This window comes from Thermus aquaticus (assembly GCF_001280255.1).
GTDB classification, from domain to species: Bacteria; Deinococcota; Deinococci; order Deinococcales; family Thermaceae; genus Thermus; species Thermus aquaticus.
Genome location: NZ_LHCI01000008.1, coordinates 1 through 577 on the forward strand (window position 1 = coordinate 1; position 577 = coordinate 577).

At 70.5% G+C, this 577-nt stretch carries 1 protein-coding gene; it reads right to left on the reverse strand.

What is annotated here, in order from left to right; all coding sequences use genetic code 11:
- Window positions 1–577: RdgB/HAM1 family non-canonical purine NTP pyrophosphatase (gene rdgB / locus BVI061214_RS00090; RefSeq protein ID WP_053766877.1), on the reverse strand; the 577-nt coding region annotated here is incomplete at both ends.

A 577-nucleotide genomic window follows, 5' to 3' on the forward strand; every position in this document is an offset into this window, starting at 1 on the left:
GGGGGGCCCTTTTCGTAGGCCTTGAGGAGGGCCTCTAGGGCCCGGCCCCGGTGGGAGTAGCGGGCCTTCTCCTCCAGGCTCATCTCGGCGAAGGTCTTCCCCGCCTCGGGGATGAAAAAGAGGGGGTCGTAGCCGAAGCCGCCCTCCCCCCGGGGAGCCTCCAGGATCACCCCCTCCACGCTCCCCTCGTAGGCCTCGGCGTGCCCGTCGGGGTAGGCCAGGACCAAAACGGCCACGAAGCGGGCCCGCCTCTCCTCCCCCTTCAGGTGGCGCATCCTCTCCAGGAGGTAGACGTTCCGCTCCCGGTCGGTCTCCCGTCCCCCGTAGCGGGCGCTGTAGACCCCGGGCTCGCCCCCCAGGGCGAAGACCTCGAGGCCCGAATCGTCGGCCAAGGCGGGGAGGCCCGTGGCCCTGGCCACGTAGGCCGCCTTCAAAAGGGCGTTTTCCAGGAAGGTGCTCCCCTCCTCCTTGGGCATGCGCAAGGGGAAGTCGGCCAGGGAGAGGAGGGTCCAGCCCAGGGGCTCTAGACCCGCCCTCAGCTCCCGCACCTTGCCGGGGTTGGAGGTGGCCAGGACGA